The sequence below is a fragment of the Mesorhizobium delmotii genome, from assembly GCF_900149755.1.
GTDB lineage: Bacteria > Pseudomonadota > Alphaproteobacteria > Rhizobiales > Rhizobiaceae > Mesorhizobium > Mesorhizobium delmotii.
Genome location: NZ_FUIG01000026.1, coordinates 1 through 288, shown reverse-complemented (window position 1 = coordinate 288; position 288 = coordinate 1). Strand labels below are relative to the sequence as shown.

The following is a 288-nucleotide window of genomic DNA, read 5'->3' as shown; positions in this document are numbered from 1 at the left end:
CGGCACGTCTGAGGCCGAGCCGATCTGGACGGAGTTTTTGCGCAAGCTGACCCGTCGCGGCCTGCGCGGCGTCAAGCTCGTTGTTTCCGATGCCCATGAAGGCATCAAGGCGGCCGTCACCAAGGTGCTGTGCGCGACATGGCAGCGCTGCCGGGTCCATTTCATGAGGAACGTGCTGGCGCATGCCGGCAAGAGCGGCCGCCGCGTCGTTTCGGCCTTCATCGCCACCGCCTTCGCCCAGGAGACGGCCGAGGCCGCCAGCACCCAATGGCGCGCCGTCGCCGACCA

The 288-nt window shown here is 68.1% G+C and carries 1 protein-coding gene; it reads left to right on the top strand.

Annotated elements, in window-relative coordinates:
- Positions 1 to 288: transposase (locus tag BQ8482_RS16700; RefSeq protein ID WP_208867740.1), on the top strand; the 288-nt coding region annotated here is incomplete at both ends.